Source organism: Limnospira fusiformis SAG 85.79, from assembly GCF_012516315.1.
In the GTDB taxonomy this organism is placed as follows: domain Bacteria; phylum Cyanobacteriota; class Cyanobacteriia; order Cyanobacteriales; family Microcoleaceae; genus Limnospira; species Limnospira fusiformis.
The window spans coordinates 4,111,579-4,137,249 of record NZ_CP051185.1 but is presented as its reverse complement, the minus strand read 5'-3'; the positions used below and the strand labels follow the sequence as shown (position 1 = coordinate 4,137,249).

Here is a 25,671-nt window from a genome sequence, read left to right as displayed (position 1 = left end):
GAATTATCCCTTGTCTCTAATTTAGCCATGGATTTTACCGGACTTCAATAATGCGATCGTCATCAGATTTACAAATGCGATCGCATTTCTACACAATCTTACAGTTGCTTCCTCCGACTTCCCTATATCCCTTCTTATCTGGGTTTATCTGGGTGTTTCCCATTCTTTCCCTAGACAATTTTACCGATTCACCGTCGCCTAATACTCATCGGTACAGTCCAAGACCTCAACCCCTATAATCTAATTAGGGCAGACATCATCATAGTGATACTAGCATATCAACCTCCAAATAGTCAACATATTAATCCTAAATTTCCACATCTGATTTTAGCCAACCCACTCAAAGGAGGCGACATGGTAACCGAGATTAAAACCACTCCCCAAACCCCAATTATCTACCCCGAAAGCGACGGTCAACCTATGGCAGAAAACACCGAACAATTCCGCTGGATTGTCACCATTCAAGGAGGGATTGATGCCCTCTTTAAAGATGACCCTAACGTATTTGTAGCCGGAGATTTACTCTGGTATCCCGTAGAAGGCAACAATAAACTGCGAGTAGCTCCAGATGTGATGGTAGCCATAGGACGACCCAAAGTTAAACGGGGGTCTTATTTGCAATGGGAAGAAGATGATATCGCCCCCCAAGTAGTTTTTGAGGTATTATCTCCCGGTAATACCTTAACCGAAATGGCGAAAAAGCTGGACTTTTATCAGCGTTATGGAGTGGAAGAATACTATATATATGACCCCGATAAAATCGATGTCTGTGGTTGGATTCGCACAGAGAATCAACTGACATTAATTGACACCATAAAAGGCTGGATTTCTCCCCGGCTAGGGGTGAGATTTGAAATGTCGGAGTCGGGGTTAGAATTGTATCGTCCCGATGGTCGTAAATTCTCGACTTATATCGAATTGGACAACCAACGCCAACAAGCCGAAGAACGCGCTAACCGCCTGGCTGAAAGACTGCGAGAATTAGGCATTGACCCTGATGCTATGTAATCCCCTTTGACGACGAATACACCCATAAAGCACCCCAAGGAGGCCACATGGTAACCGAGATTAAAACCACTCCCAAAACCCCAATTATCTACCCCGAAAGCGACGGTCAACCTATGGCAGAAAATACCGAACAATTCCGCTGGATTGTCACCATTCAAGGAGGGATTGATGCCCTCTTTAAAGATGACCCTAACGTATTTGTAGCCGGAGATTTACTCTGGTATCCCGTAGAAGGCAACAATAAACTGCGAGTAGCTCCAGATGTGATGGTAGCCATAGGACGACCCAAAGTTAAACGGGGGTCTTATTTACAATGGGAAGAAGATGATATCGCCCCCCAAGTAGTTTTTGAGGTATTATCTCCCGGTAATACCTTAACGGAAATGGCGAAAAAGCTGGACTTTTATCAGCGTTATGGAGTGGAAGAATACTATATATATGACCCTGATAAAATCGATGTCTGTGGCTGGATTCGCACAGAGAATCAACTGACCTTAATTGACACCATAAAAGGCTGGATTTCTCCCCGGTTAGGGGTGAGATTTGAAATGTCGGAGTCGGGGTTAGAATTGTATCGTCCCGATGGTCGTAAATTCTCGACTTATATTGAGTTAGAGAGCGATCGCCAAAAAGCAGAAGAACGCGCCCAACAAGCGGAAGAACGCGCCCAACAGGAAGCAGAACGCGCTAACCGCCTGGCGGAAAGACTGCGGGAATTAGGTATTGACCCTGATACTATGTAAGGGAAAAAGTTGAACCACTTTATGCACAGAACTCACCCCAAGGAGGCCACATGGTAACAGAGATTAAAACCACTGCCCAAACCCCAATTATCTACCCCGAAAACGACGGTCAACCTATGGCAGAAAATACCGAACAATTCCGCTGGATTGTCACCATTCAAGGAGGGATTGATGCCCTCTTTAAAGATGACCCTAACGTATTTGTAGCCGGAGATTTACTCTGGTATCCCGTAGAAGGCAACAATAAACTGCGAGTAGCTCCAGATGTGATGGTAGCCATAGGACGACCCAAAGTTAAACGGGGGTCTTATTTGCAATGGGAAGAAGATGATATCGCCCCCCAAGTAGTTTTTGAGGTATTATCTCCCGGTAATACCTTAACCGAAATGGCGAAAAAGCTGGACTTTTATCAGCGTTATGGAGTGGAAGAATACTATATATATGACCCTGATAAAATCGATGTCTGTGGTTGGATTCGCACAGAGAATCAACTGACATTAATTGACACCATAAAAGGCTGGATTTCTCCCCGGCTAGGGGTGAAATTTGAAATCTCGGAGTCGGGGTTAGAATTGTATCGTCCCGATGGTCGTAAATTCTCGACTTATATTGAGTTAGAGAGCGATCGCCAAAAAGCAGAAGAACGCGCCCAACAGGAAACAGAACGCGCCCAACAGCAGGCAGAACGCGCCCAACAAGCCGAAGAACGCGCCCAACAGGAAGCAGAACGCGCCCAACAGGAAGCAGAACGCGCTAACCGCCTGGCGGAAAGACTGCGGGAATTAGGTATTGACCCTGATACTATGTAAGGGAAAAAGTTGAACCACTTTATGCACAGAACTCACCCCAAGGAGGCCACATGGTAACAGAGATTAAAACCACTGCCCAAACCCCAATTATCTACCCCGAAAACGACGGTCAACCTATGGCAGAAAACACCGAACAATTCCGCTGGATTGTCACCATTCAAGGAGGGATTGATGCCCTCTTTAAAGATGACCCTAACGTATTTGTAGCCGGAGATTTACTCTGGTATCCCGTAGAAGGCAACAATAAACTGCGAGTAGCTCCAGATGTGATGGTAGCCATAGGACGACCCAAAGTTAAACGGGGGTCTTATTTGCAATGGGAAGAAGATGATATCGCCCCCCAAGTAGTTTTTGAGGTATTATCTCCCGGTAATACCTTAACCGAAATGGCGAAAAAGCTGGACTTTTATCAGCGTTATGGAGTGGAAGAATACTATATATATGACCCTGATAAAATCGATATCTGTGGTTGGATTCGCACAGAGAATCAACTGACATTAATTGACACCATAAAAGGCTGGATTTCTCCCCGGTTAGGGGTGAGATTTGAAATGTCGGAGTCGGGGTTAGAATTGTATCGTCCCGATGGTCGTAAATTCTCGACTTATATTGAGTTAGAGAGCGATCGCCAACAAGCCGAAGAACGCGCCCAACAGGAAACAGAACGCGCCCAACAGCAGGCAGAACGCGCCCAACAAGCGGAAGAACGCGCCCAACAGGAAGCAGAACGCGCTAACCGCCTGGCGGAAAGACTGCGGGAATTAGGTATTGACCCTGATACTATGTAAGGGAAAAAGTTGAACCACTTTATGCACAGAACTCACCCCAAGGAGGCCACATGGTAACAGAGATTAAAACCACTGCCCAAACCCCAATTATCTACCCCGAAAACGACGGTCAACCTATGGCAGAAAATACCGAACAATTCCGCTGGATTGTCACCATTCAAGGAGGGATTGATGCCCTCTTTAAAGATGACCCTAACGTATTTGTAGCCGGAGATTTACTCTGGTATCCCGTAGAAGGCAACAATAAACTGCGAGTAGCTCCAGATGTGATGGTAGCCATAGGACGACCCAAAGTTAAACGGGGGTCTTATTTGCAATGGGAAGAAGATGATATCGCCCCCCAAGTAGTTTTTGAGGTATTATCTCCCGGTAATACCTTAACCGAAATGGCGAAAAAGCTGGACTTTTATCAGCGTTATGGAGTGGAAGAATACTATATATATGACCCCGATAAAATCGATGTCTGTGGTTGGATTCGCACAGAGAATCAACTGACATTAATTGACACCATAAAAGGCTGGATTTCTCCCCGGTTAGGGGTGAGATTTGAAATCTCGGAGTCGGGGTTAGAATTGTATCGTCCCGATGGTCGTAAATTCTCGACTTATATTGAGTTAGAGAGCGATCGCCAAAAAGCAGAAGAACGCGCCCAACAGGAAACAGAACGCGCCCAACAGCAGGCAGAACGCGCCCAACAAGCCGAAGAACGCGCCCAACAGCAGGCAGAACGCGCCCAACAGGAAGCAGAACGCGCCCAACAGGAAGCAGAACGCGCTAACCGCCTGGCGGAAAGACTGCGGGAATTAGGTATTGACCCTGATACTATGTAATCCCCTTTGACGACGAATACACCCATAAAGCACCCCAAGGAGGCGACATGGTAACCGAGATTAAAACCACTCCCCAAACGCCAATTATCTATCCTGAAAGCGACGGTCAACCTATGGCAGAAAACACCGAACAATTCCGCTGGATTGTCACCATTCAAGGAGGGATTGATGCCCTCTTTAAAGATGACCCTAACGTATTTGTAGCCGGAGATTTACTCTGGTATCCCGTAGAAGGCAACAATAAACTGCGAGTAGCTCCAGATGTGATGGTAGCCATAGGAAGACCCAAAGTTAAACGGGGGTCTTATTTGCAATGGGAAGAAGATGATATCGCCCCCCAAGTAGTTTTTGAGGTATTATCTCCCGGTAATACCTTAACCGAAATGGCGAAAAAGCTGGACTTTTATCAGCGTTATGGAGTGGAAGAATACTATATATATGACCCCGATAAAATCGATGTCTGTGGTTGGATTCGCACAGAGAATCAACTGACATTAATTGACACCATAAAAGGCTGGATTTCTCCCCGGCTAGGGGTGAGATTTGAAATCTCGGAGTCGGGGTTAGAATTGTATCGTCCCGATGGTCGTAAATTCTCGACTTATATTGAGTTAGAGAGCGATCGCCAACAAGCAGAAGAACGCGCCCAACAAGCGGAAGAACGCGCTAACCGCCTGGCGGAAAAACTACGGGAATTAGGCATTGACCCTGATGCTATGTAATCCCCTTTGACGACGAATACACCCATAAAGCACCCCAAGGAGGCCACATGGTAACCGAGATTAAAATCACTGCCCAAACCCCAATTATCTATCCTGAAAGCGACGGTCAACCTATGGCAGAAAACACCGAACAATTCCGCTGGATTGTCACCATTCAAGGAGGGATTGATGCCCTCTTTAAAGATGACCCTAACGTATTTGTAGCCGGAGATTTACTCTGGTATCCCGTAGAAGGCAACAATAAACTGCGAGTAGCTCCAGATGTGATGGTAGCCATAGGACGACCCAAAGTTAAACGGGGGTCTTATTTACAATGGGAAGAAGATGATATCGCCCCCCAAGTAGTTTTTGAGGTATTATCTCCCGGTAATACCTTAACGGAAATGGCGAAAAAGCTGGACTTTTATCAGCGTTATGGAGTGGAAGAATACTATATATATGACCCCGATAAAATCGATGTCTGTGGTTGGATTCGCACAGAGAATCAACTGACATTAATTGACACCATAAAAGGCTGGATTTCTCCCCGGCTAGGGGTGAAATTTGAAATCTCGGAGTCGGGGTTAGAATTGTATCGTCCCGATGGTCGTAAATTCTCGACTTATATTGAGTTAGAGAGCGATCGCCAAAAAGCAGAAGAACGCGCCCAACAAGCCGAAGAACGCGCCCAACAGGAGGCAGAACACGCCCAACAGGAGGCAGAACGCGCCCAACAGGAGGCACAACGCGCCCAAAAAGCAGAAGAACGCGCTCAACAGCAGGCAGAACGCGCCCAACAGCAGGCAGAACGCGCCCAACAGGAAGCAGAACGCGCCCAACAGGAAGCAGAACGCGCTAACCGCCTGGCGGAAAGACTGCGGGAATTAGGCATTGACCCTGATGCTATGTAAGGGAAAAAGTTGAACCAGTTTAGGCACAGAACCCACCCCAAGGAGGCCACATGGTAACAGAGATTAAAACCACTCCCAAAACCCCAATTATCTACCCCGAAAGCGACGGTCAACCTATGGCAGAAAACACCGAACAATTCCGCTGGATTGTCACCATTCAAGGAGGGATTGATGCCCTCTTTAAAGATGACCCTAACGTATTTGTAGCCGGAGATTTACTCTGGTATCCCGTAGAAGGCAACAATAAACTGCGAGTAGCTCCAGATGTGATGGTAGCCATAGGAAGACCCAAAGTTAAACGGGGGTCTTATTTGCAATGGGAAGAAGATGATATCGCCCCCCAAGTAGTTTTTGAGGTATTATCTCCCGGTAATACCTTAACGGAAATGGCGAAAAAGCTGGACTTTTATCAGCGTTATGGAGTGGAAGAATACTATATATATGACCCCGATAAAATCGATGTCTGTGGTTGGATTCGCACAGAGAATCAACTGACATTAATTGACACCATAAAAGGCTGGATTTCTCCCCGGCTAGGGGTGAGATTTGAAATCTCGGAGTCGGGGTTAGAATTGTATCGTCCCGATGGTCGTAAATTCTCGACTTATATTGAGTTAGAGAGCGATCGCCAAAAAGCAGAAGAACGCGCCCAACAAGCCGAAGAACGCGCCCAACAGGAGGCAGAACACGCCCAACAGGAGGCAGAACACGCCCAACAGGAGGCAGAACGCGCCCAACAGGAGGCACAACGCGCCCAAAAAGCAGAAGAACGCGCTCAACAGCAGGCAGAACGCGCCCAACAGCAGGCAGAACGCGCCCAACAGGAAGCAGAACGCGCCCAACAGGAAGCAGAACGCGCCCAACAGGAAGCAGAACGCGCTAACCGCCTGGCGGAAAGACTGCGGGAATTAGGCATTGACCCTGATGCTATGTAAGGGAAAAAGTTGAACCAGTTTAGGCACAGAACCCACCCCAAGGAGGCAACATGGTAACAGAGATTAAAACCACTCCCAAAACCCCAATTATCTACCCCGAAAGCGACGGTCAACCTATGGCAGAAAACACCGAACAATTCCGCTGGATTGTCACCATTCAAGGAGGGATTGATGCCCTCTTTAAAGATGACCCTAACGTATTTGTAGCCGGAGATTTACTCTGGTATCCCGTAGAAGGCAACAATAAACTGCGAGTAGCTCCAGATGTGATGGTAGCCATAGGACGACCCAAAGTTAAACGGGGGTCTTATTTGCAATGGGAAGAAGATGATATCGCCCCCCAAGTAGTTTTTGAGGTATTATCTCCCGGTAATACCTTAACGGAAATGGCGAAAAAGCTGGACTTTTATCAGCGTTATGGAGTGGAAGAATACTATATATATGACCCCGATAAAATCGATGTCTGTGGTTGGATTCGCACAGAGAATCAACTGACATTAATTGACACCATAAAAGGCTGGATTTCTCCCCGGCTAGGGGTGAGATTTGAAATCTCGGAGTCGGGGTTAGAATTGTATCGTCCCGATGGTCGTAAATTCTCGACTTATATTGAGTTAGAGAGCGATCGCCAACAAGCAGAAGAACGCGCCCAACAAGAGGCAGAACGCGCCCAACAGCAGGCACAACGCGCCCAACAGGAGGCAGAACGCGCCCAACAGGAGGCACAACGCGCCCAAAAAGCAGAAGAACGCGCTCAACAGCAGGCAGAACGCGCCCAACAGCAGGCAGAACGCGCCCAACAGGAAGCAGAACGCGCCCAACAGGAAGCAGAACGCGCCCAACAGGAAGCAGAACGCGCTAACCGCCTGGCGGAAAAACTACGGGAATTAGGCATTGACCCTGATGCTATGTAATCCCCTTTGACGACGAATACACCCATAAAGCACCCCAAGGAGGCCACATGGTAACCGAGATTAAAATCACTGCCCAAACCCCAATTATCTATCCTGAAAGCGACGGTCAACCTATGGCAGAAAACACCGAACAATTCCGCTGGATTGTCACCATTCAAGGAGGGATTGATGCCCTCTTTAAAGATGACCCTAACGTATTTGTAGCCGGAGATTTACTCTGGTATCCCGTAGAAGGCAACAATAAACTGCGAGTAGCTCCAGATGTGATGGTAGCCATAGGACGACCCAAAGTTAAACGGGGGTCTTATTTACAATGGGAAGAAGATGATATCGCCCCCCAAGTAGTTTTTGAGGTATTATCTCCCGGTAATACCTTAACGGAAATGGCGAAAAAGCTGGACTTTTATCAGCGTTATGGAGTGGAAGAATACTATATATATGACCCCGATAAAATCGATGTCTGTGGTTGGATTCGCACAGAGAATAAACTGACATTAATTGACACCATAAAAGGCTGGATTTCTCCCCGGCTAGGGGTGAGATTTGAAATCTCGGAGTCGGGGTTAGAATTGTATCGTCCCGATGGTCGTAAATTCTCGACTTATATTGAGTTAGAGAGCGATCGCCAACAAGCAGAAGAACGCGCCCAACAAGAGGCAGAACGCGCCCAACAGCAGGCACAACGCGCCCAAAAAGCAGAAGAACGCGCCCAACAGGAGGCAGAACGCGCCCAACAGGAGGCAGAACGCGCCCAACAGGAGGCAGAACGCGCCCAACAGGAAGCAGAACGCGCCCAACAGGAAGCAGAACGCGCTAACCGCCTGGCGGAAAGACTGCGGGAATTAGGCATTGACCCTGATGCTATGTAATCCCCTTTGACAACGAATACACCCATAAAGCACCCCAAGGAGGCAACATGGTAACCGAGATTAAAACCACTGCCCAAACCCCAATTATCTACCCTGAAAGCGACGGTCAACCTATGGCAGAAAACACCGAACAATTCCGCTGGATTGTCACCATTCAAGGAGGGATTGATGCCCTCTTTAAAGATGACCCTAACGTATTTGTAGCCGGAGATTTACTCTGGTATCCCGTAGAAGGCAACAATAAACTGCGAGTAGCTCCAGATGTGATGGTAGCCATAGGAAGACCCAAAGTTAAACGGGGGTCTTATTTGCAATGGGAAGAAGATGATATCGCCCCCCAAGTAGTTTTTGAGGTATTATCTCCCGGTAATACCTTAACCGAAATGGCGAAAAAGCTGGACTTTTATCAGCGTTATGGAGTGGAAGAATACTATATATATGACCCCGATAAAATCGATGTCTGTGGTTGGATTCGCACAGAGAATCAACTGACATTAATTGACACCATAAAAGGCTGGATTTCTCCCCGGCTAGGGGTGAGATTTGAAATGTCGGAGTCGGGGTTAGAATTGTATCGTCCCGATGGTCGTAAATTCTCGACTTATATTGAGTTAGAGAGCGATCGCCAAAAAGCAGAAGAACGCGCCCAACAAGCCGAAGAACGCGCCCAACAGGAGGCAGAACACGCCCAACAGGAGGCAGAACGCGCCCAACAGGAGGCAGAACGCGCCCAACAGGAGGCAGAACGCGCCCAACAGGAAGCAGAACGCGCCCAACAGGAAGCAGAACGCGCTAACCGCCTGGCGGAAAGACTGCGGGAATTAGGCATTGACCCTGATGTTATGTAATCCCCTTTGACAACGAATACACCCATAAAGCACCCCAAGGAGGCAACATGGTAACCGAGATTAAAACCACTGCCCAAACCCCAATTATCTACCCTGAAAGCGACGGTCAACCTATGGCAGAAAACACCGAACAATTCCGCTGGATTGTCACCATTCAAGGAGGGATTGATGCCCTCTTTAAAGATGACCCTAACGTATTTGTAGCCGGAGATTTACTCTGGTATCCCGTAGAAGGCAACAATAAACTGCGAGTAGCTCCAGATGTGATGGTAGCCATAGGACGACCCAAAGTTAAACGGGGGTCTTATTTGCAATGGGAAGAAGATGATATCGCCCCCCAAGTAGTTTTTGAGGTATTATCTCCCGGTAATACCTTAACCGAAATGGCGAAAAAGCTGGACTTTTATCAGCGTTATGGAGTGGAAGAATACTATATATATGACCCTGATAAAATCGATGTCTGTGGTTGGATTCGCACAGAGAATCAACTGACATTAATTGACACCATAAAAGGCTGGATTTCTCCCCGGCTAGGGGTGAGATTTGAAATGTCGGAGTCGGGGTTAGAATTGTATCGTCCCGATGGTCGTAAATTCTCGACTTATATTGAGTTAGAGAGCGATCGCCAAAAAGCCGAAAAACGCGCACAACAGGAAGCAGAACGCGCACAACAGGAAGCAGAACGCGCACAACAGGAAGCAGAACGCGCTAACCGCCTGGCGGAAAAACTGCGGGAATTAGGCATTGACCCTGATGCTATGTAATCCCCTTTGAGGAGGAATACACATAGAAGTTAAAGGAATCTGCCGATTGTGTTCTGGGTGTGTTTATCGCCCGTTAGTTATGTTCGCCTCAGATGAGCGATCGCCTAATTTTCCCGAAAGAAAGGGGGTTTCTGGGGGTTCCCAAAAGAAAACCGGTTTCGGAAACCTCCGCGATAACTAACCTGATGATGAGGAATATACCCCATTTATGCTTCGGTATAGATATTTGGTTTTATAAAACCTCCAATTCCATTGAATTCTGAATATTTAATTCCAGTATTCCATCACCTATTTGATTCGGGACTACTCCCATAACTTTAATCTCTTTATTCTGAAGTTCCAGCAAATTCGTAGCACCAGGAACTTGATTGAGAATTTGCGAAGATACTACCACCCGATAAAGTTGATTACCTTCTGCCATCAAATTTAACCAAACTGTGTCAACAGTCGGCCGCCTCCAGCCATTGACTCGACCCCTGATCTCATTCCCACCATGATTAACTGTTGTAGGAACTGTACCCACCCCAGTTCCACAAAAGAAATTAACGGGATTCTGCCTAAAATTAGAACAAACTAAAATTTCTTCGGTTCTCCGGATAATTCCTCTGAAATTGGTATAATCTGGTTCTGAGCCTAGGCCATAGTTGGCTTGTTTTTGAATGTCTGGAGGGGCGTTGAGCAAAACTCTTTCGATTACCTTTCTGTCTGATTCTGAAAGTTCGGGAGAGAGATATACTCCTGCACCCGGAATAGCTCGACTCAGGTGGATGATACGGAGATCTGGATAGTTTTTGACTGTATCACCTAAAGCCCCCGCACCCAAATCGGCTTTTCCAGTCCTCACCATTTCCCGAATATTCTGCCCTCGGTGTCCCATATCTACGGTTAGAGTTTTGCCATACAAATCGTAAACGGGCATATAAAAACTCGATGCTGAGTTGAACCCGCCCAAGGCAATTACGGTGCTTGGTGTTATGTCATTGATAGATTGAATTGGGCTGTCCGCTCTGACGTACAATGCAGAATAATAATAAGGCGGACCTTCAGGAAACATTAAAGCGGCAAACGTATAACTGTTATCTTTGGCAGCAACAGAAATGATCGGAGACAGGGTAAAGACGACATCCCACTCTTTCTTGGCTATTCTATCCTTGGCTTCTTGGTAAGGTAGATTATGGTCACCATCGATCGCCAAGTCTACTTTTTTACCCAGAAAAAAATCAATAAAATTACTGGGGATTAACTCTTGTCGTAAATAATCTACTAGGTCGGTGTTGTACTTGGGATTGCTTAAACTGCCAATTGTTAAGGATTGGGCTTGTACTTTCGGTTTCCACAGGTAGGGAAGCGATCGCCACCCCAACCCCAGAACAACCAGAGAAACAATCGTCGATAGAACCAATAGCCCACGTTTTGTTGATGTCGATGTGGGTTTTGGTGCAGAAGCGGGAATATTATTATCGGGCTGCATATATGTATCCGTAAGGGATTTCAAGGCATCGAGCATTTCTTGGGCGCTAGAGTAGCGATCGCCAGCGTGGGAGCGAACTGCTTTATCTAACACATTGGCTAAACCGACACTCACTTCTGGTGCATCTTGTCGCCAAAGGATTTCTGCCGTCCCAGGATCCATCGCCAAATCTTGCGGCAGCTTACCTGTTAGCATATAAATCGCGGTCAGTCCCAAACTATATAAATCACTAGAATAAACAGGTCTACCGATTGCCTGTTCAGAAGCCATAAACCCAGGAGTACCAATTATAATGGAGTTAACCGCATTTCCTTGGGTATTGAGCTGGGTACTCATGGCTTCCTTAACCGCACCAAAGTCAATCAACACTGGCTTGGGATCTTCCTGGCGCAAAATAATATTGTCCGGTTTGATGTCGCGATGGACTATTTGCTTGCTGTGTATGTATTGAAGCACTCCCAACAGACTGGTCAAAATTTCCCTCACGGCACTTTCGCTGAGTTTACCCTCCCTTTGCACCTTCGCTTCTAGGGTTTCACCCTCGATATACTCCTGCACTAAGTAAAACTTGTTCAGCTCCTCAAAGTAAGCGTACAACCGAGGAATCTGGTTATGCTGCCCCAAAGTTTGCAATGTTGCCGCTTCCTGCCGGAATCGTTCTTTAACAATATTGTTAAACTGGCGTTGAACTTGGCGCTTGAGTTGCTTGATCACATAGTGTTGCTGCAAGGGCATCTGGGTGTCTTGTGCCAGGAATACCTCGCCGAAACTACCGGTTCCCAGGGATTTTATAACTTGATAGCGACCATTGATAAGTTGATGCTGATTATTTAAGGGCGTTTGCATGATCGGTACTCGTGGCTAGGGCTGATTCGGTGAGTGGGACGGACTGGACGGACGGAACGATCGCCTTTTAACGTCAATCATAAGTTCTGCTAATTATCCATTAAAGCCGTTCTGATGTTTCCAGACATCAGTATTTTCACGGAATTTCCTTGACACATAAGCAGGGCGGGGGAGCGATCGCTTGTAAATTGACAATCCGCATGACTCCTGAAATTGTAGGTGATACCTACCTATCGCCTTGGCGGATAACTTTTACGCAAATTGGGAAAAATTTTTGGGGTTAATTGTTAAACAGCCCAGAAACCCCGTTTCTCCCGTGGAGACTAACGACAACAACCCCCGATCGCCTCATTAGCCAGATGACCCAAACCAATAGATTCCAGAAGTTCCGTCCACCCGGCGGCGATATCTGCATTTCCTGCATTATCCCGACGTAATATAGAGTTAACCTTTAAAGCACAGTGGAGACCTAGCCAAGATAGAGCCAGATGATTATACCACATTATCAGTACGTTCGCCTCAGATTGTCGCATCTATGGGCAACTCAACTATCGGCAGCCAGAGTAGAGAGAATGGCATAGCGTGCAAATTACTATTAGAGAAAACACTGGATTCGTTGGCTCGGAGTATGCGATCGCTCCACGAATTGGCCACAGCTCGAATGAGGGATTGCTGACAATAATTAAGTTAGTTGTTCAATTAAATTTTTCCTAACGCTGGCAATGTTTGAATATCTTGTTGTCAATATTCTACATTATAATGAATGCAGATATTGCGACTGTTAATGGTAGCACTAACCCCGCGAGATGGTAGGCGCGATCGCCCGTTAGTTATGTTCGCCTCAGATGAGCGATCGCCTAATTTTACCGAAAGAAAGGAGGTTTCTGGGGGTTCCCAAAAGAAAACCGGTTTCCCCAATCAAAAGGCGATCGCTTAATTTTCCCAAAGAAAGGGGGTTTCTGGGGGTTCCCAAAAGAAAACCGGTTTCCCAAACCAAAAGGCGATCGCGTTTATCCAGAGAGTGTGTTACCCTAGGGAAACTTACAGAGATAGTTTTTGCCTAGCTTGAGCAAGTCTTGCTTCAGCTTCACTCATAACCTTATCCATATTTTCCAGCATTTCTCCTGGATATTCTTCTAAAATCTTTGTTGATAAAGCTATTCTTATTCTTTCCCCTGGCAGATTCTCCAGTTTGATAATTACCGCCTTGATTATTTGATTTTTATAAAATAATTTATCGATAGAATCGAAATCTTTATTAGTGATTTGACTCTTATGTAGCAATCCTGACAATCTATTAAATTCAACAAACACCCCATAAGGTTGAATTCCTGAAATTATTCCTTCACCTAGTTGACCTATGTGCAGCATAGAAAATAATAAATTAGGTGTTAATTCTAAAACAACCACTTTTAGCAATTGACCAACAAGAGATTGATTGTGTGATTTTATAAGGTGAGATCGCGGTATAAATCCCTGTAGATTGAATACTTCGACAACCGCACCACCATTGTTGATGCTTGTTACTTGTACATCAATAATCTCATTATTAGAATATTTTTCTTCCAAAATATTCCACGGATCGATAGTCTCTGGGATATCATCAATATTTTGAGATTCTTGGATATCTTTCAGATTTGCTTCCAATTCTTGAATTTTATCCTTCTTATCTTCTAACTGAATTTCTAGGTCAGAAACTTGCTGACGTAACTCTTCAATCTGTTGATTTAAAATTGAAATATTGGCATCAAACCCATTGGTTACAATTTCAACTTCACGATTTCCGAATACACGCAGATCCTCTAAATAAGCAGCATAAATTGCTGCACCCTCTGCTACACAAAGGTCTGGCGTAGGATGCTGATATATTTTGTCACCGATGTTTTCAATTAAAAGTTGTCGGATACAGGGAATACGGCTAGAACCACCCACTAAAATAATGCGATCGACTTGATTGGGCTGAATTTGGGTTTGTCTCCATAACTGGGACATAATGGATTGAATGTCTTTAAGATAATGTTCGATAGAGCTTTCAAAATCCTGTCTTTTCACCTTTAATTCTAAATTCTGACCAGGTAAAATGTCTGCTATCGAACAATAATCACTATCTGTAGAGGTAAGTGAATGCTTCGTCTCGATGACTGCATCTTTTAATTTACGTTCAGCAACTCTCTTTTGTCTTACGTCGCGGACATTCTCCAAGCTAATCTTAGATCTTTCCAGTAAAAACTTAGTTAAACATTCATCAAAGTCAATTCCACCCAGTTGAGAATGACCCCCTGTCGCTAAGACTTCAAAAATCAGCTTATGAGGTTGCTGTTGTAAGCGGAATAAAGTTAAGTCAAATGTACCACCACCCAAATCGAATACCAAAATTTTTTCTTCTCCGCTACCCTGTTGAGTGTGATTGACTCTATCCAAAGCATAGGATAGAGAAGCTGCAATTGGTTCTTGTAGAAGTTCTTTGAAGTTAATATTAGCCATTCTAGCGGCTTGTTTAGTATTTTCACAAGCAATTTCTTCAAAGTCATAGGGGACAGTTACAACCGTACTACGAGCTTGAAATTTTCCTGCAGGATATTTTATAATTACATCCCGGTAAATCTTTTTGAGAACTTCGGCAGATAGTTCTATTGGTGAAAATATTTTTCCCCCAAGAATGATAGAATGTGAAGCATTTTTCATTCTTCGTTTAAACTCTCTCTTCATGTAGCTCGGATTCAATTCGCCTCGTCTTAAAGCAGATTTACCTACCAAAAATTGATATTGTTCATCGGTTGAATTATCAGAATCATAGTACACAACTGATTGGAGAGTGTTTTCTCCATCATCGACCTCATAAGAAACTGGTCCCCTATCCTCACCCTTCCAATAGGCGATCGCGCTATTGGTTGTACCCAAATCTATTCCCATTACCGGATTGTGTTCGGAATCGTATGACATAATTTTTCTCCTTCCTTAATTATTGACGATAATTACCATCGCTTCGCGCAGCAGTTGAGGTTGTTTGCCATTCCCCATACTGAACTCATAACCGTTACGAATCACTTCCTTGATAGATTCATTGGGTAATTGAGGCTCGGCTTCTTTGTCCAAAGGTTCGTGACGATTCCAGTCTATTGGACTGCCAATCTCTATTTTCATTGTGCTGATGCCCAATGGAGTCAGCAAATCTAGCAAATTTGCTCGCAAAATTCCATGAAAACCTAGCCACTGTTCGAGTATTTCCTGATGCTGGCGGGTTTCCTCAACTAATTCTTTGACAATTGGCTTAGAATAGCGTTCTCCCTCATCTAAATTATCGAGAATTGCCAGGACTTTATTTTTGACAAAATTGGTAAAGTTTTTTTGATTGGTCTCGGCTACATCCTGAATGGCGCGGATCTGCTGATAACGCTCTCGTTGCACATGATTTAATTCGGTTTCAATGGCTTGGCTCGCTGCATCTGGATCTAAATCGCCATCTACAATATTCCTTAACTGTTGTTGGGTTATTGCCGGTAGCTGAGGTTTAGCTGGCAATTCATTCGCCATCAGCCCATCAACTACATCGCGCAAACGTAACAAACTACGATTAATCATTTCTATAACTTCATGTCGTGGTTTTAACCTTTCCTGGATGTTTTCAGGCAATTGTTCTTTTAACTTACGACAATCGGGTAGTAGGTTGCTCTCCCAATTCTCGATCGCAGACTTTAACTCATGATTTAAAGTGGCATTCAAATTACTCCAATGTTGAGCCTGCTTGTAGTAGTCCTCAATATCTTGTTGATCTTGAGCGAGACTAACCTCATCCTTCTGGCAAACGTCCTCAACCAGTTTTGCGATAGCCGGTGGCAGTGGAGGGAACATCTCATCCTCCAGCCGTTGCAACTGATTGATTACCTCCGGCAACTGACTTTCTAAGCCCTTGACACTCTCATTAGTTGCTTGCAATTGGCTTTCTAAGCCCGTGACACTCTCATTAGTTGCTTGCAATTGGCTTTCTAAGCCCGTGACACTCTCATTAGTTGCTTGCAATTGGCTTTCTAAGCCCATCACCCGCTCGGTTAGCTGTGGAATAACTGGAAAAAGCTGATTTTCTAGCCCCTGTAACTGATTGAGTACCTGCGGAAATTGACTTTCTACGCTCGTGACACTCTGATTAGTTGTTTGCAGTTGGCTTTCTAAGTTGATTAGGCGATCATTCAATGTTTGAATTTGAGTTTCCCAGGCTGATGGTAATACCGGAGACGACTCAGTTTCAGAAGGTAACTGAAAACTTCCAAACACCTTCTCTATCAATTGAGTTAGCCGATCGTCATCCACACTGGGATCATCAAGTGAGAGTTCCTCCGTTGCCTTTAACCATTTTCCCGCCCACTGACGCACCGTCTTGATTTTGATTCCCAGATCGTCAGCTACCTGTTGCTCCTGTTTGCCTTTTGCTAGTTCTCGGATAATTATAACTCCCAGCACTAATTCTGGTGAAAACTGCTGAGAAACTATCTTATTTAGGATAGATTGCTGTTTTTCTGTGATCACAATTGATTTTTCTTTCGTTTTGCCCATTCCCTGAATCCCCCAAAAATTATAAAAACATGAACGCAAAAATTCTAAAATACCTCGGAAAAAGTGGAAGATTACATCAGCCAAATTAAAATTTGCAGATTTTTCGTCTGATGGCGGCGATGTAGTATTTTCCTCAATTGTGGTCTGTTGAGGTTCTGACAACTGATTATCATTCATTAGTTAATTTAACTCCTAAAGCTATTATTTGACCACTGCTTTTTCAATTTTTACCATTTTGGTTTTAGCCTGACCTCCTTTTATCAAAACATCCACTGCTGATAAATCTAAAGAACTATTATTCTCAAGAGCATATTGACGAATCCCTTGACTAGCCGCGCCAACTGGCAGTTGCACCGCAGTAAAATGAATGATTCCATCTGCATCCAAGTCAAAAATGGCACCGACAGGAACTTTTTCTTTCTGTGGTGGCGATACTGGTAAGTACAGTTCACCTAAATAAGTATTTTCTTCCGGATCGTTATTTTCGCCCCGATAAACCTTCATTTGGACTTGCTCTTGATAGGAATCAATGGTATATCCCAATACACCCAATCGGCAGGGATAAGTCGTTTGTTGGGGAATAATTGGTTTAAAGAATAGCTGGTTTTTATTAGAATTACGCATAGCTATCCCTAGGGAGTGGGCTGTAACTTCGCTGATGTTTGGACACTTACCTGCTGCTAAGTAGGCTGCCCCATGAGAAACTACTAATGCAACACGGGAAGCTGTATAGGGTTCTTTAATTTCCCATTTCAGCATTTCTCGGACTGCGGGAGTATGAGTCGATCCGCCTACCAAAATCACTCGATCAATGTCTTGAGCCGTCAATTTTGCCTTTGCCAAAACCCGATTCATAATCTGGATGGTGCGTTCCAACAGAGGATTGATCAGCGTGTTGTATTCCTGTCGGGAAATATTCAATTCCAATGAATGACCGAGACAAGTCGTGTATAAACAAGCATCATCAGCACTTGATAGTTCAATCTTGACTTGTTCTGCTAGTTCTTTTAGTTTTGCTAGTTCTGTCTCCTTTTTAGGGTGGCTGTTAAGGTCAATCCCTGACTGAGCCATGAATTTTTGGCAAGCCCAATCTACGATCGCCTGGTCAAAATCATCACCACCTAACCGACCGTCTCCATCGACGGCTTTAACATCAAAGCTATTGTTGTTGACAACTAGGATGGATACATCAAATGTACCACCCCCTAAGTCATAAACCATTAGGGTCTGATTTTGGCTAGTATCAATCCCATAGGCGATCGCGGCTGCGGTTGGTTCTCCAATTAAATGAAGAACATTTAGCCCCGCTTTTTCTGCGGCTTTCTTTGTCTCTGCCCTCTGTGCTTCGTTAAAATAAGCTGGAACCGTAATCACTGCATCCTTAACCTCTTCTCCAAGAGCTTGTTGAGCAACTTTAGCAATTTTCTCTAGGATCAACTTGGCGATATCAGTAGGAGAGAAATATTTTCCTTGTCGCTGATAAAGCTGGTTGATATCTCCCATATAACGCTTAGAAGACGCAACGCTTTGTTCTGGATAAAGCAGGAATCTTCTTTTCGCGCTTTTTCCTACCATACAACTGCCATCAGGGAGAAAAGAAACCACAGAAGGCATGAGTTCATCTCCCTCGATTGTCAGGGTTTCTACTTTTCCATTACGCCAGACAGAAACAACAGAGTTGGTGGTTCCTAAATCGATACCAAGTTTGTAATTCATTTCAGCATTATTTCCTTGTAATTTTGGGTTAATATTGGGTTTAATGGTTGGCGAAGTTTGCCGTTCTCTTAAACTGGGAGAAACAACATTGTTCCGCTCATAGTTGGGTTGAGAAACATTTTTTGGTTTGTCCTTATTCTGATTTGGTAAAGCGTTATTACGATTTGAAGTTTCTTCCAATTTTTGGCCCGTTTGAACCAAGAATAATGCCTCCTCTGCACGGGTTAATGCTACATATTTAAGATTCCACTCTTGTTCTAATTCGTGAGATTTTTGTCCTAACCATTTTAGAGGTAGTTTTTCATAATCTAAAATCATCACTCGTCGATTTTGCAGCCCTTTAGCCCGATGAATTGTGGATAGTATTACCCCAGGACGATCGTCACCAAATAATCTCTCTAGTCGATTACAGAGTTTTTCAATAGAAGAACAGTTAAATCCTTCGTAGCAAGCAATGATACTTTGACAGCGATCGCGTAAAGATTGAATTTTCCCTTCATTGTCTGGATTAGATTGTAGCTTTTCTAATTTTTGCTGCTCCCAATCTTTGACATATATGGGTAACTTGGAATAAGTAAACCCCGAAATACGAGAAATTTCTTGAGCAATGCTGGTAATAGATGTGCCAATATCTCGCCCGCGTACACGCGCCGGGATATTCTTGCTAATTAACTCAATACATAGTTCAACCAATGGTGCGGTAGTTCGAGATAAGATTAAATCTCCTTCTTGGACTATACCAGAAAGTTTATCGAGTTTAATTGTCTTAATATCTCCTTCTGGTGCATCTGGGCGTGGTTCAATATATGGAACAATTTCTCTGGCAAGATTAAGATGGGAAGTTGGACAGCGATAGCAGATAGATAAAGGTAGCTCTTTAGCCCCTGTTTCCTTAATAATTTCATCAACACTATCACAATTAGCACCAGCAAATCCGTAAATTGCCTGGTGTTTATCTCCAACAAATAATATCCTTCCTCCTCGCTCACGAGCGCGTAATGCTAATTCTAATTGAGCCTTAGATAAATCTTGAGCTTCATCTACAAATATCCAATCATATTTAGGAACTCGTAGATTCCATTGTACTGGCAGATAAACCATATCATCAAAACCAATGATTTTGGCATTCCGTGCAAGTTCTTCTCCACTGGCGATAATCCGAGTCGCTCCTGACAATAACTCATTGAATATTATAGGCTGTTCAAAGTCAATATCTATACCGAAGTGGTGAATCATATTCAAGGTCGCATTGCGATCGCTAGGGTCGGTAAGAGTGACCATTGCAAAATGAACCAAATCACCCAATTGCTTGGCAATTGTACTTTTGTTTAGATTTATGGGAGCTTCACTCCAACTATTTTTGTCACTATATTTTATCTTTGTTGAAATTTTTTGAGCTTCTTCATTTGCCAAATTTCGATATTTATATTCATCTACTGGCTGAGTTGCACCCAACATTTTAAACAGGCAGCCATTCCCTAGGCGATGAAAAGTGCTAGCCTCCATATTATGCGGCAGTTTTTTACTCAAGTGATCGGCGATATTTTTATTAAAAGCCAAAAATAATGCCTTGCTGTTTTTTAGTTTTTTGGCACCTTCTACTAAAGTTGTAGTTTTACCGCTTCCTGCTACGGCTTGGACAAAACCATCTCCTGAACCTGACTCGATCCACTTGAAGATGTCTTGTTGATATTGAGAGGGTTTGAAGTTAGTCATTTTTCAATTTTAGAAACAACTGTACCATTTGACAAAAACTCGAAATTCAACCATATATTTCGTTTTGCTGCAAGGGCATCTGGGTGTCTTGTGCCAGGAATACCTCGCCGAAACTACCGGTTCCCAGGGATTTTATAACTTGATAGCGACCATTGATAAGTTGATGCTGATTATTTAAGGGCGTTTGCATGATCGGTACTCGTGGCTAGGGCTGATTCGGTGAGTGGGACGGACTGGACGGACGGAACGATCGCCTTTTAACGTCAATCATAAGTTCTGCTAATTATCCATTAAAGCCGTTCTGATGTTTCCAGACATCAGTATTTTCACGGAATTTCCTTGACACATAAGCAGGGCGGGGGAGCGATCGCTTGTAAATTGACAATCCGCATGACTCCTGAAATTGTAGGTGATACCTATCTATCGCCTTCGCGGATAACTTTTACGCAAATTGGGAAAAATTTTTGGGGTTAATCGTTAAACAGCCGAGAAACCCCGTTTCTCCCGTCGAGACTAACGACAACAACCCCCGATCGCCTCATTAGCTAGATGACCCAAACCAATAGATTCCAGAAGTTCCGTCCACCCGGCGGCGATATCTGCATTTCCTGCATTATCCCGACGTAATTCGGCGAGAGTCGTGAGGGTATCGTGCCATAACCCATTCGCTGCATAGATTTCCACCCGCTGCATGGGTGTTGTTGCCGCTTCTAGCTGACTGGTTAGACTTCTCGAGGCGGCAACTCTTTCCACCATTGCTTGTACATAGTCATCCTCAGCCCTAATTCTGGGATGACATCTATAGGAGAATTGCCACAAATATTTTTTGCCAATTTCCAAGGGGGGGAGGCTGTCCGGTAGGCGGAAACTCACAATTCCCGGTGTATCGGTAATCCTCACGACGGTTTGGTAAACTTCGGTTTCTTGTTCGTCCAATACCACAAATTCTACCTCACGGGTTAGCTCGGAGGAATAAGGTACATAAAACCAGAATGTGGGATGTCCCGATAGGGTGTAGTTCACTTGACTGGGAATTAATGCGGTCAGAGGTTTATCGACGGCGGGACAAGAGGTGCGACTCCCAGAACCTTCCCGATCTTCTGGGGGTTGGGGGTCTGGTACGTCAAAGGCTGTGGCGACAAGGGTATCGGATAATGGCAATTGATGATTTTCCGGGCGTAATTCCCTGCTATAAGTGCCGTAAACTCGCTGTATTGGCACTATCCCGATTAAGAGAATCAAGGCGATGGATAACTTAAATTGGCGGGGTTTTGGGGGTTTTCTCGAAGGACTGGACAAGCTGCTACTCCTGGGTAGTTGGGGTTATATTTACTTATCGCAGTCAGGGCAGAAATTTACGCAAAAATTTCGTCAAAAAAGGACCGATCGCCAATGTTAATAGTGGGGGGAGGAGGGGAACCCAGGTTCCTTGCAGGAATAGCAGATAGCAAAGGATATATAGGATCGCGATCGCTATCACGATCGCGGCGATCGCCCATCCCCGATGGCTGATATACAATGCGATCGCACTTCCGGCTATTGACCACAATACCACCCAAATCACTTCTTGCCACCAAAGCCATACCCTAATCAGCGGACGACCGTCAAGGGCTGCACTAAGAATATGGCTGACCATCTGTGCTTGGACCATGACTCCTGGTACTTGCTCAGAAGGAGATTTTCCGGCACGGTAGGGGGTGCTAAAAAATTTGGCGTTGACTCTACTGGTAAAACCAATCAGCACAATTCTGTCTTTGACTAGGTTGGGGTCAAAATCTCCCTGCAAAACTTGGGTGAGGGTCAGAGTTCTGGCTATGGGAAAAGAACGATAATTTAACATCACAGACCAACCCCCGATCGCTATATTTTGGTATCCTCCTGTATGGGGACTTTGCAGAGGGTGAAAAATGGCTTGACCGAATTTTAATGGGTTGTTTTGATTGCCTTGATTGTCGGGAAAAATATTCTCAGACTCCAGATATTTGCGGGCTAATTGAAAGCTCAAGGAAAAAGCGGTGTTACAGTCGGGGTTGGCTCTCATAAAGAATAGGTGACGGCGCAAAATTCCATCAGGATCGACTAGGACATCATCGAATCCTAAGCGATTTTTGGGGATGACATCAGGCGATCGCACTGCGGGTTCATTAGACCTTGGGAAACTACATATAGCAAATAAATTGTCTTGTTCCTGCATTTGTGTTCGCCATTCTGACTCCCCAGGAGGAACGGGAAAATCTCGATAAATGGTTAACCCGATCGCTCTGGGTTCATGGGGTTCTAATTGCTGCAATACTTGACTAAGAGTGCCATCTGAGATAGAATATTCTTGTCGCAATTGTAAATCATTTTCGGTCACTTCAATGACTAAAATTCGGGGGTCTGGTGGTTCGGTAGGACGCGATCGCATTAAGTGGTCATAGAGTCGCAATTCCCACCCTTGTAAAATTCCCAATTGCCGGATAATTAGAATCATTAAAGTTATCGACAAACTGGTTAACCAAAAAGTGCGATCGCCCCTTGGTAAAAAATTCCGTTTTGGCGGTGGCGGTTGCTGTCGCCAGACTATGGGTGATTCGGCAGGATTTTGACAGATAATTGGCAACCAACTCGCACAGGGGAATTTATCTTCTAAACCCTGTAAACGTTCCCGGGCTTCTCGCACTGCTAAATAAAAAGAATATCCCCTCGAAAAAGCCTGGATAAATTGCGCCAAAAAGGCATGGGCTACCCTGTCCGACACGGGTTCTCGCATTACAATGATTTGGGGAATATGTAAATCCGCCAATTCTGTAGCTAACGCCAACCCCTGGCAAGAATTAAAAATCGCCAGTTGTAAACCTCTGCTGATAGCCTTTCTTAGAGATAATTTTAGATGAGAAATGCCGATTTTCTCGGTGGAATTAATCGCCAATAACCCCCCGTTCCCATTTTCTTCACTCTCACTATGACCAGCAAAAAATAAAATATCCCAACCGCGATCATCCCATAACTGTTTGTCAACTTCTTGACGGGAAGGTTTCCACAAAAAAACAGTTTCCGCATCATCGTTTTCTGACAACACCTGGCGATCCGCCTCTATGTCGAGACCGTTATCATTGCCTAGAATAGCTAAAATTCTCATCTTTTTTCTGGGGTGCAACTTCTTCTTTACTCGATGATATTCGGGGACGCTTAAAGCAATTTCGGCTTGGGGATAATCAGACAAAAAATCCCATAAATGCCACGGTAAACGCCTCACTAATTCGTCATCGGTTTCCAGAATTAATTGGATTTCGTCATCATGGTAGAGATGCGATCGCAATTGGCGATCGATATTTCTAAATGTCTCTGCACCCAACCACTGATTAATTACCTCAATATACTGCTGGCAAATGTCCGCAAATTCTACCTCAGAAACATTGGTGATATCTTCCTGATCTATTTGAATGCGTGGATACCATCCCGGACGGCGATACAGTGCTTGATAAATCAAATTCCAGCGACGATAAATCCCATCCAATTCCGGGGCGGGAGGTAACGCGCCAGTAAACTTGAAGGGACGGTGATTTTCTGATTCCCAAAGCAGTGCGGTGACATGGGGAAAACCGGATAGCAAATTCCCATATCCTAAATTAATGACGACAAGAGTTGATTTTTGGGGGCTGGTCATTAAATTTGAAAGTTCTCTATAATCATGGCATTTTCTAGGGCGACTTGAATAGAAAAGCGTTCCCCTATTTCTCCGCTAAAGCGGGGTAGTTGGATATAATTATCATGACGGCGCGATCGCACTTCTTCTAAAGTATCCGCCTGGTCTGATAGTAATGCTAACCGTAAATTATGGGGTAAATAAATTTCTCCATCAGGGGGATAAAGTCGCACTCTGACTGCCATGGTGTCAAATTCTGGTGTTAGCGCCACCAACAATACTACCATTTGACTGCCCAACTGCATTTGCAAATCAATCAATTTTGCTTTTTCTATCTCGGCTTGGCTATCTGGTGGAGAATTGCGGAAATTGTAGGCGATATTTTGAGTGCTAAATATTGCCCCCAAATCCTGCCACGTTTCCTCAAAGATGCCTTGGCACCATTGACTAAGGTTAACCAAATTCTGCCGACGCAACCCAGATAAAGTGATCAGCAGTGCTTCTATGGGTTGCAACTGACTCCGGGGAATTTCTGGGCGATCGATATTATTCATAAATCCCAGAATATTGGCGGCTTTTAAAGAATCTTCAATTTCCACGACTACATAGCCAATGCGATCGCCCCAAACTTCTGGGGGAATTCGGCAAATTTGCTGATTTTCGCGGATCGGACGACATTCGAGAATCCCCAATCCGGTCACCTGTAGATCTGCCACATCACTAGCCAAGCGGGCGATCGGATTCCAACTATCACCAGCATTAACTTGGGTAGCAATTCCCATCCACTCTAAATAATTACGCACCACACATATCGCCAGAGTGTTAAAATAAACCTGTTCAGCTTTTTGGCGATTGGGTTGTTCCCTCGCAAATTGTTGGGCGAGGCGGCGCGAATTGATGCCGATCAACATGGGTAAGGCAGAATTTTCGATTTGTTGGGTATGATTAGCCATAATTGTTATTGGTGTAATGACCTTTTTATAGATATCCGGCTGATTTGCCAAATTTACGCAATTGTGGCAGACATTTCCGCTGATAAAAGCTGCTGAGGGTAGAAACTGGTAAACCCAACTGTGCGGAAAGATCCTCCCAGGTAGTTTCTGGGGGTAAACGCCGTAAAATCAACAGTTGACAGGTAACATCTTTTCGACCCCGGAGGTGGACACGCTGCAATTCTCCCTCTGGGTCAGTTTCCGCCCACTGGCGGGTCGCTTGTAGGATCGGCGGGATATCTGGCGGCGCTTCTAAGGTATCCAAAAAGGTGAGGGTGTCATCATCACATAACGCTTGTGAAGCGGAAACCATTTGCTGTTTCTGTTTTTGCTGTTTGATAGCCCTATCTTTGAGGCGCATTTTTAGGTAAACATTTAGCCAGGTGGTGATGCTACTGCGATCGCTATCATATTTCTCTTTCCCGGTGGTGGCTTCACAGAGATTTAGGCAAAAATACAGCCAAGTTTGTTGCCAGACTTCCTCATAATAGGGGGTTTTTTCTCGCCATAGCTTGCCTGAATTGACAATGATTCGATACAGTTGAGTTAACCCTTGCTGCCGTTTGAGGCTGCCGGGAGGGTGCCGACAAGTCTCGGCAATTAGCAATTGTAACTGGTCATTCATCATTTA

Annotated in this window: 27 protein-coding genes; 16 read left to right on the top strand and 11 right to left on the bottom strand. The window is 44.6% G+C overall.

Features of this window, described 5'->3' with window-relative positions; genetic code table 11:
* Positions 1 to 50: 50 nt before the first annotated feature.
* From HFV01_RS19390 to HFV01_RS19330, 13 genes are all read left to right on the top strand, one after another.
* Positions 51 to 239: a hypothetical protein gene (locus tag HFV01_RS19390; RefSeq protein WP_146743423.1), complete on the top strand. Its 189-nt coding sequence runs from the start codon at positions 51 to 53 to the stop codon at positions 237 to 239.
* A gap of 115 nt (positions 240 to 354) precedes the next feature.
* Positions 355 to 1,008 (top strand): Uma2 family endonuclease, encoded by a 654-nt coding sequence (locus tag HFV01_RS19385; protein WP_048895381.1) that lies wholly within the window; start codon positions 355 to 357, stop codon positions 1,006 to 1,008.
* Between the two features lie 47 nt (positions 1,009 to 1,055).
* On the top strand, positions 1,056 to 1,751 hold the full coding sequence (locus tag HFV01_RS19380) for a Uma2 family endonuclease (protein ID WP_048894976.1): 696 nt from the start codon (positions 1,056 to 1,058) through the stop codon (positions 1,749 to 1,751).
* Between the two features lie 50 nt (positions 1,752 to 1,801).
* On the top strand, positions 1,802 to 2,560 hold the full coding sequence (locus tag HFV01_RS19375) for a Uma2 family endonuclease (RefSeq protein ID WP_108615007.1): 759 nt from the start codon (positions 1,802 to 1,804) through the stop codon (positions 2,558 to 2,560).
* Positions 2,561 to 2,610: 50 nt separating this feature from the next.
* Positions 2,611 to 3,348: a Uma2 family endonuclease gene (locus tag HFV01_RS19370; RefSeq protein ID WP_108615006.1), complete on the top strand. Its 738-nt coding sequence runs from the start codon at positions 2,611 to 2,613 to the stop codon at positions 3,346 to 3,348.
* Between the two features lie 50 nt (positions 3,349 to 3,398).
* Entirely contained in the window at positions 3,399 to 4,178 is a 780-nt protein-coding gene (locus HFV01_RS19365; RefSeq protein WP_193520316.1) for a Uma2 family endonuclease, read from the top strand.
* Between the two features lie 47 nt (positions 4,179 to 4,225).
* Positions 4,226 to 4,900, top strand: a complete 675-nt coding sequence (locus HFV01_RS19360) for a Uma2 family endonuclease (protein WP_048894980.1) — start codon at positions 4,226 to 4,228, stop codon at positions 4,898 to 4,900.
* Between the two features lie 47 nt (positions 4,901 to 4,947).
* The gene (locus HFV01_RS19355) at positions 4,948 to 5,790 is read left to right on the top strand and encodes a Uma2 family endonuclease (RefSeq protein ID WP_193520315.1); all 843 of its coding nucleotides are present in this window, start codon (positions 4,948 to 4,950) and stop codon (positions 5,788 to 5,790) included.
* A 50-nt stretch (positions 5,791 to 5,840) separates the two neighbouring features.
* A complete protein-coding gene (locus HFV01_RS32155; protein WP_193520314.1) occupies positions 5,841 to 6,725 on the top strand; it encodes a Uma2 family endonuclease in 885 nt (294 codons plus the stop codon).
* A gap of 50 nt (positions 6,726 to 6,775) precedes the next feature.
* Positions 6,776 to 7,639, top strand: coding sequence for a Uma2 family endonuclease (locus HFV01_RS32150; protein WP_193520313.1), 864 nt, complete (start codon positions 6,776 to 6,778; stop codon positions 7,637 to 7,639).
* Between the two features lie 47 nt (positions 7,640 to 7,686).
* Entirely contained in the window at positions 7,687 to 8,508 is an 822-nt protein-coding gene (locus tag HFV01_RS32145) for a Uma2 family endonuclease (protein WP_193520312.1), read from the top strand.
* Positions 8,509 to 8,555: 47 nt separating this feature from the next.
* Positions 8,556 to 9,356 carry a Uma2 family endonuclease gene (locus HFV01_RS19335; RefSeq protein ID WP_108614996.1) on the top strand — a complete coding sequence of 267 codons (801 nt, stop codon included), beginning with the start codon at positions 8,556 to 8,558 and terminating at the stop codon, positions 9,354 to 9,356.
* A 47-nt stretch (positions 9,357 to 9,403) separates the two neighbouring features.
* Positions 9,404 to 10,120 carry a Uma2 family endonuclease gene (locus HFV01_RS19330; RefSeq protein WP_006620851.1) on the top strand — a complete coding sequence of 239 codons (717 nt, stop codon included), beginning with the start codon at positions 9,404 to 9,406 and terminating at the stop codon, positions 10,118 to 10,120.
* A 232-nt stretch (positions 10,121 to 10,352) separates the two neighbouring features.
* Here HFV01_RS19330 and HFV01_RS19325 read toward each other — a convergent pair whose 3' ends face one another.
* Complete coding sequence (locus HFV01_RS19325; RefSeq protein ID WP_193520311.1) at positions 10,353 to 12,437, bottom strand: protein kinase domain-containing protein; 2,085 nt, start codon at positions 12,435 to 12,437, stop codon at positions 10,353 to 10,355.
* A 149-nt stretch (positions 12,438 to 12,586) separates the two neighbouring features.
* Here HFV01_RS19325 and HFV01_RS30975 point away from each other — a divergent pair, with 149 nt between their 5' ends.
* Complete coding sequence (locus HFV01_RS30975) at positions 12,587 to 12,721, top strand: hypothetical protein (RefSeq protein ID WP_315646672.1); 135 nt, start codon at positions 12,587 to 12,589, stop codon at positions 12,719 to 12,721.
* 39 nt (positions 12,722 to 12,760) lie between these two features.
* Here the strand turns inward: HFV01_RS30975 and HFV01_RS30970 are convergent, their stop codons facing one another.
* Positions 12,761 to 12,970: a hypothetical protein gene (locus tag HFV01_RS30970; RefSeq protein ID WP_315664114.1), complete on the bottom strand. Its 210-nt coding sequence runs from the start codon at positions 12,968 to 12,970 to the stop codon at positions 12,761 to 12,763.
* Positions 12,957 to 13,091 (bottom strand): hypothetical protein, encoded by a 135-nt coding sequence (locus HFV01_RS30965; RefSeq protein WP_008049246.1) that lies wholly within the window; start codon positions 13,089 to 13,091, stop codon positions 12,957 to 12,959. The genes HFV01_RS30970 and HFV01_RS30965 overlap by 14 nt, the downstream gene beginning before the upstream one ends.
* Positions 13,092 to 13,221: 130 nt before the next feature.
* On the opposite strand from HFV01_RS30965, the gene HFV01_RS19315 reads away from it, so the two are divergent.
* Positions 13,222 to 13,374: a hypothetical protein gene (locus HFV01_RS19315; RefSeq protein ID WP_193520310.1), complete on the top strand. Its 153-nt coding sequence runs from the start codon at positions 13,222 to 13,224 to the stop codon at positions 13,372 to 13,374.
* A gap of 104 nt (positions 13,375 to 13,478) precedes the next feature.
* On the opposite strand, the gene HFV01_RS19310 is transcribed toward HFV01_RS19315, so the two are convergent.
* From HFV01_RS19310 to HFV01_RS19295, 4 genes are read right to left on the bottom strand one after another with little or no spacing between them, the layout of a single operon-like run.
* The gene (locus HFV01_RS19310; protein ID WP_193520309.1) at positions 13,479 to 15,380 is read right to left on the bottom strand and encodes an Hsp70 family protein; all 1,902 of its coding nucleotides are present in this window, start codon (positions 15,378 to 15,380) and stop codon (positions 13,479 to 13,481) included.
* 15 nt (positions 15,381 to 15,395) lie between these two features.
* Positions 15,396 to 17,165: a nucleotide exchange factor GrpE gene (grpE, locus tag HFV01_RS19305; protein WP_193520308.1), complete on the bottom strand. Its 1,770-nt coding sequence runs from the start codon at positions 17,163 to 17,165 to the stop codon at positions 15,396 to 15,398.
* A gap of 24 nt (positions 17,166 to 17,189) precedes the next feature.
* Entirely contained in the window at positions 17,190 to 20,420 is a 3,231-nt protein-coding gene (locus tag HFV01_RS19300; protein ID WP_193520307.1) for an Hsp70 family protein, read from the bottom strand.
* A 46-nt stretch (positions 20,421 to 20,466) separates the two neighbouring features.
* Positions 20,467 to 20,610, bottom strand: a complete 144-nt coding sequence (locus HFV01_RS19295; RefSeq protein WP_193521335.1) for a hypothetical protein — start codon at positions 20,608 to 20,610, stop codon at positions 20,467 to 20,469.
* A 149-nt stretch (positions 20,611 to 20,759) separates the two neighbouring features.
* On the opposite strand from HFV01_RS19295, the gene HFV01_RS30960 reads away from it, so the two are divergent.
* The gene (locus HFV01_RS30960; protein WP_006620848.1) at positions 20,760 to 20,894 is read left to right on the top strand and encodes a hypothetical protein; all 135 of its coding nucleotides are present in this window, start codon (positions 20,760 to 20,762) and stop codon (positions 20,892 to 20,894) included.
* A gap of 39 nt (positions 20,895 to 20,933) precedes the next feature.
* On the opposite strand, the gene HFV01_RS19290 is transcribed toward HFV01_RS30960, so the two are convergent.
* Genes HFV01_RS19290 through HFV01_RS19275 form a run of 4 tightly spaced genes read right to left on the bottom strand, consistent with a single transcriptional unit; the run spans position 20,934 to position 25,668 of the window.
* Positions 20,934 to 21,719: a DUF928 domain-containing protein gene (locus tag HFV01_RS19290; protein WP_006620847.1), complete on the bottom strand. Its 786-nt coding sequence runs from the start codon at positions 21,717 to 21,719 to the stop codon at positions 20,934 to 20,936.
* A gap of 43 nt (positions 21,720 to 21,762) precedes the next feature.
* Positions 21,763 to 24,069, bottom strand: a complete 2,307-nt coding sequence (locus tag HFV01_RS19285) for a CHASE2 domain-containing protein (RefSeq protein WP_006668072.1) — start codon at positions 24,067 to 24,069, stop codon at positions 21,763 to 21,765.
* Positions 24,069 to 25,001 carry a DUF1822 family protein gene (locus HFV01_RS19280; RefSeq protein ID WP_006668071.1) on the bottom strand — a complete coding sequence of 311 codons (933 nt, stop codon included), beginning with the start codon at positions 24,999 to 25,001 and terminating at the stop codon, positions 24,069 to 24,071. Before HFV01_RS19280 ends, HFV01_RS19285 begins: the two co-directional genes overlap by 1 nt.
* 25 nt (positions 25,002 to 25,026) lie before the next feature.
* On the bottom strand, positions 25,027 to 25,668 hold the full coding sequence (locus HFV01_RS19275; RefSeq protein ID WP_006620844.1) for a hypothetical protein: 642 nt from the start codon (positions 25,666 to 25,668) through the stop codon (positions 25,027 to 25,029).
* Positions 25,669 to 25,671: the final 3 nt, after the last annotated feature.

Coding starts and splice junctions, on each gene's coding strand:
- HFV01_RS19370 (WP_108615006.1), top strand. CDS start 2,611: ATGGTAACAGAGATTAAAACCACTGCCCAAACCCCAATTATCTACCCC.
- HFV01_RS30970 (WP_315664114.1), bottom strand. CDS start 12,970: ATGCGACAATCTGAGGCGAACGTACTGATAATGTGGTATAATCATCTG.
- HFV01_RS32155 (WP_193520314.1), top strand. CDS start 5,841: ATGGTAACAGAGATTAAAACCACTCCCAAAACCCCAATTATCTACCCC.
- HFV01_RS19385 (WP_048895381.1), top strand. CDS start 355: ATGGTAACCGAGATTAAAACCACTCCCCAAACCCCAATTATCTACCCC.
- HFV01_RS19325 (WP_193520311.1), bottom strand. CDS start 12,437: ATGCAAACGCCCTTAAATAATCAGCATCAACTTATCAATGGTCGCTAT.
- HFV01_RS19275 (WP_006620844.1), bottom strand. CDS start 25,668: ATGATGAATGACCAGTTACAATTGCTAATTGCCGAGACTTGTCGGCAC.
- HFV01_RS19280 (WP_006668071.1), bottom strand. CDS start 25,001: ATGGCTAATCATACCCAACAAATCGAAAATTCTGCCTTACCCATGTTG.
- HFV01_RS32150 (WP_193520313.1), top strand. CDS start 6,776: ATGGTAACAGAGATTAAAACCACTCCCAAAACCCCAATTATCTACCCC.
- HFV01_RS19315 (WP_193520310.1), top strand. CDS start 13,222: ATGGTAGCACTAACCCCGCGAGATGGTAGGCGCGATCGCCCGTTAGTT.
- HFV01_RS19365 (WP_193520316.1), top strand. CDS start 3,399: ATGGTAACAGAGATTAAAACCACTGCCCAAACCCCAATTATCTACCCC.
- HFV01_RS19300 (WP_193520307.1), bottom strand. CDS start 20,420: ATGACTAACTTCAAACCCTCTCAATATCAACAAGACATCTTCAAGTGG.
- HFV01_RS19295 (WP_193521335.1), bottom strand. CDS start 20,610: ATGCAAACGCCCTTAAATAATCAGCATCAACTTATCAATGGTCGCTAT.
- HFV01_RS19285 (WP_006668072.1), bottom strand. CDS start 24,069: ATGACCAGCCCCCAAAAATCAACTCTTGTCGTCATTAATTTAGGATAT.
- HFV01_RS19375 (WP_108615007.1), top strand. CDS start 1,802: ATGGTAACAGAGATTAAAACCACTGCCCAAACCCCAATTATCTACCCC.
- HFV01_RS19390 (WP_146743423.1), top strand. CDS start 51: ATGCGATCGTCATCAGATTTACAAATGCGATCGCATTTCTACACAATC.
- HFV01_RS19360 (WP_048894980.1), top strand. CDS start 4,226: ATGGTAACCGAGATTAAAACCACTCCCCAAACGCCAATTATCTATCCT.
- grpE (WP_193520308.1), bottom strand. CDS start 17,165: ATGAATGATAATCAGTTGTCAGAACCTCAACAGACCACAATTGAGGAA.
- HFV01_RS19310 (WP_193520309.1), bottom strand. CDS start 15,380: ATGTCATACGATTCCGAACACAATCCGGTAATGGGAATAGATTTGGGT.
- HFV01_RS19335 (WP_108614996.1), top strand. CDS start 8,556: ATGGTAACCGAGATTAAAACCACTGCCCAAACCCCAATTATCTACCCT.
- HFV01_RS19355 (WP_193520315.1), top strand. CDS start 4,948: ATGGTAACCGAGATTAAAATCACTGCCCAAACCCCAATTATCTATCCT.
- HFV01_RS19330 (WP_006620851.1), top strand. CDS start 9,404: ATGGTAACCGAGATTAAAACCACTGCCCAAACCCCAATTATCTACCCT.
- HFV01_RS19380 (WP_048894976.1), top strand. CDS start 1,056: ATGGTAACCGAGATTAAAACCACTCCCAAAACCCCAATTATCTACCCC.
- HFV01_RS32145 (WP_193520312.1), top strand. CDS start 7,687: ATGGTAACCGAGATTAAAATCACTGCCCAAACCCCAATTATCTATCCT.